This is a genomic window from Thioalkalivibrio sp. ALE23 (assembly GCF_000378545.1).
GTDB lineage: Bacteria > Pseudomonadota > Gammaproteobacteria > Ectothiorhodospirales > Ectothiorhodospiraceae > Thioalkalivibrio.
On record NZ_KB900063.1, the window covers coordinates 1 to 2927 of the forward strand.

Below are 2927 nucleotides of genomic sequence, written 5' to 3' on the forward strand. Positions count from 1 at the left end.
ATTCATCGCACTGCAATGGCACGCATCAGGGTTCTTTTGAAAAATCAGGCTCCCTTGATCTTGTTTTTGAGCAAAAACTGAGCGTACTCATACGCAATCTTGGGAATTTCATAACCGTTGACGGTATAAATCGTCTTTGTGCCCGCCTCTTTCATACGTTTTTCGTGTTCCATGTGTTCCCGATTGTCCGCTCGGTTGATCCGTCGTTTGCTCATGGGCGCAACACGCGGAACTTCCTGGGTATTCGTTTCAAGGGCTCCTGACTCGGCCGCCCGGTCGATCATTTCCTTGCGCGACATCACCTCGCCACTGAACCGAAGAACCTTGCTGAGTCGTTTCTTCGCCAGTCCTTTCTGCATAGGACTCATATCCGCAAGGAAACCGTCATAGTCGTCGGCAAGCTCAGCTTCTCGCTCAGCCTGCTCGCGTTGGGCAGCGGCCTCTTGCTCGGCAAGGCGTGCTTGACGGTCTGCATACTGACGCTGCTCCAAAAGAGACTGTTTTTCAGCATCCTCGAACGAAGGGTGAACGGTGTCGCCAATCCCCCGTTCGTTTTTACCTCGAACGCAGAATCGCTCGCCGCCCCCTTGAAACGCCAACCGGTACACACCGAATCGGGGGATATCGGCCAACTGGTCAAGGCTCACGACCAGTGGGACGTCGGAACCTGTGGAATACTCACTCGAATTCGTATTGGGATCGCTCATAGTGTTGTTGCTCCGTCCGGCTACGGGCCGGGAACCGTCGCCCGGAAGGACGCGGGCGGTTCGTCGTGTCGCAGGGCCAGGATACCAGAGCATCCCGGCCTGTCGATTTCTTACAGGTGCGGATATGAAGTCCGGACGTCAGGCGATGACGCCCGAGGGAGGAACGATCTGCGGGGTATCCAGGCATACCCCCTTGGGGAGGTCTTTCTTAGCGGCCTTGAGCGCCGGATTGGGCAGACGAAGGCCAACCGGTTTCACGAACACCGCACGGCCATACCCAAGCCCCTCGAAGCTCACGGTCCGCGCGCGAAGGCGGTCATACGCGAGCCCATGTTCGGAAAGAACCGAAGCGACGATCTTTTTCGCCTCGACAGCACTGTACTCACCGGGAATGTTCGGCATGATTCAACGTCCAATCCGGCTTCGGGCCGGGAATCCGCCGCCCGGAAAGACGCGGGCGGTTCGCTTGGGAAGAGAGCCGGGGCGCGGATAGCACCCCGGCCATCGGCTAGATCGAGTCATCTTCTTCCTGGGAGCGTTCACGCTTTTTGGCGACTCAGGCCCAGTCACTATCGCAGAGCCGAATTCGCCTCGATCCGGTCCTCGTGATGCCCCTCGAAGGCCACTAGGATCGAGAGATCCTCCACGTCCTTGAGGCCATCGATCATCCCGAAGGCGGAATCCTGAACACGGATCGCTGCATTTTGCCAGTTAGGGGCACAGGCATGCCCCACAAAGACGACAGCGGAATCCGCACCTTCAACACCGGGCAGGTAGCCCGGTAGCTGTAAAACCACGGTGTAATCCTTCTCCGCCAGGGCACCCGTATCGTGACCCTGCTCCGCCGACTGATTGATCAGAGCCTCGAGACGGCCCAAAGCGCACTCCTGCGCGGACAGATCCTCAAGCGCGCCCTTCAATTCATCCCCGTAATCCAGGCGGCCATATTCGGAATTGAGGTATTCCGATCGATCTTCGCGCCCGTATTCGGCTAGAGCAAGAACCTTCCTCAGATCGTCCAGGGAAACCGGGACATCGGAAGATTCGGTGGGTTCGGTATTGATGTTGGTGTTCATGGTAGTTCTCCCGACCGGCTTCGGGCCGGTTGTCCGCCGCCCGGAAAGACGCGGGCGGTTCGTCGTGTCGCAGGGCCAGGATGCCAGAGCATCCCGGCCTGTCGATTTTTTAGTCGATACTCACCTGGTCATCGGGTTAAATCGCGGCATCTTCCCTGGCGGCTTCGCGTTGCTTCGCGACCCAACTCCAGTAACTTTCGCGGGTGTCATCATTGCCGACTTCGTACTTCCAGTCCTCGACCGTAAAGTCCGGGTCTTCGTCCCAGTATCCAGAACCGTCTTCCGGTGCCGTCGCGTGTAGAGTCGAATTCGCCTCGATCCGGTCCTGGTGGTGGCCCTCGAAGGCCAGCAGAACAGCCAGATCATCCTTGTCCTCGATGCCGTCGATGGCGTCACAGGCGGCGTAAGCGGCATTTCGGACAGCGTCCGACCAAAAGCGCCCGTGGGTGTGGCTAACCCAGACGCATGTGTCGCCTCCCCCGCAACCGAGAAGAAAGTCCGGCAACTGGAACACCACGGTATAGGCCTTTTCGACCGCGTCATCGAGATCCGCGTCAGTGCGCTCCAGAGCGGCGCTGACGATTCCGGAAAGCAGATTCAGCGATTCCCCCTCCTGGTCCAACTCCTTCAGGGCCGCTTCGATCTCGTCCTTGCCGTAGTCATTCTCCCCATAAGCGGAACCGAGATACTCGGAACGGCTATCGAGACCGTGTTCCGCCAGGCGGAGGACCTTCTGGAGAGCGTCCGCCGAAACCAGCACGCCAACACTGGAACTGCTGGACTCCACTTCTCGGACATGATGAAACCACTCATCCACTTCGGCAGGCGTATCACCCGTCAGGAGTCCATCGCCAACGGCCATCGTCACCATTTGATTCAGGCGATCCTTGAGAACGCCAGGTTCCTCTCCGTTAAGGTCGTATTCAGCAACAAGGGTCAACTCCAGCGTGAGAGCCGAATCCGAATGATCGAATTGATCTTGCGTGTCATTCATTGCGAGATTGCTCCTTCCGGCTTTGAGCCGAATTCATCGCCCGAAAGGACGCGGGCGGTTCGTCGTTACTGCAGGATTATTATGCCATTCCCTGGCGTGCTGTCGATTTTTCCCTGAAAGCTACGCCTCGGGCGACGCCGGGGGCTCCAG

The 2927-nt window shown here is 58.2% G+C and carries 4 protein-coding genes; all 4 read right to left on the reverse strand.

The genetic code is table 11. The features are described from left to right. Nucleotides 1-44 precede the first annotated feature (44 nt). The 4 genes from F573_RS0113710 to F573_RS0113725 all read right to left on the reverse strand — a co-directional run bounded on the left by F573_RS0113710 (nucleotide 45) and on the right by F573_RS0113725 (nucleotide 2777). Nucleotides 45-707 (reverse strand): hypothetical protein, encoded by a 663-nt coding sequence (locus F573_RS0113710; RefSeq protein WP_019023065.1) that lies wholly within the window; start codon nucleotides 705-707, stop codon nucleotides 45-47. Between the two features lie 138 nt (nucleotides 708-845). Then, nucleotides 846-1109 (reverse strand): hypothetical protein, encoded by a 264-nt coding sequence (locus tag F573_RS0113715; protein WP_019023066.1) that lies wholly within the window; start codon nucleotides 1107-1109, stop codon nucleotides 846-848. A 167-nt stretch (nucleotides 1110-1276) separates the two neighbouring features. Further along, nucleotides 1277-1783: a hypothetical protein gene (locus F573_RS0113720; protein WP_019023067.1), complete on the reverse strand. Its 507-nt coding sequence runs from the start codon at nucleotides 1781-1783 to the stop codon at nucleotides 1277-1279. A gap of 136 nt (nucleotides 1784-1919) precedes the next feature. After that, nucleotides 1920-2777, reverse strand: a complete 858-nt coding sequence (locus F573_RS0113725) for a hypothetical protein (RefSeq protein ID WP_019023068.1) — start codon at nucleotides 2775-2777, stop codon at nucleotides 1920-1922. Nucleotides 2778-2927: the final 150 nt, after the last annotated feature.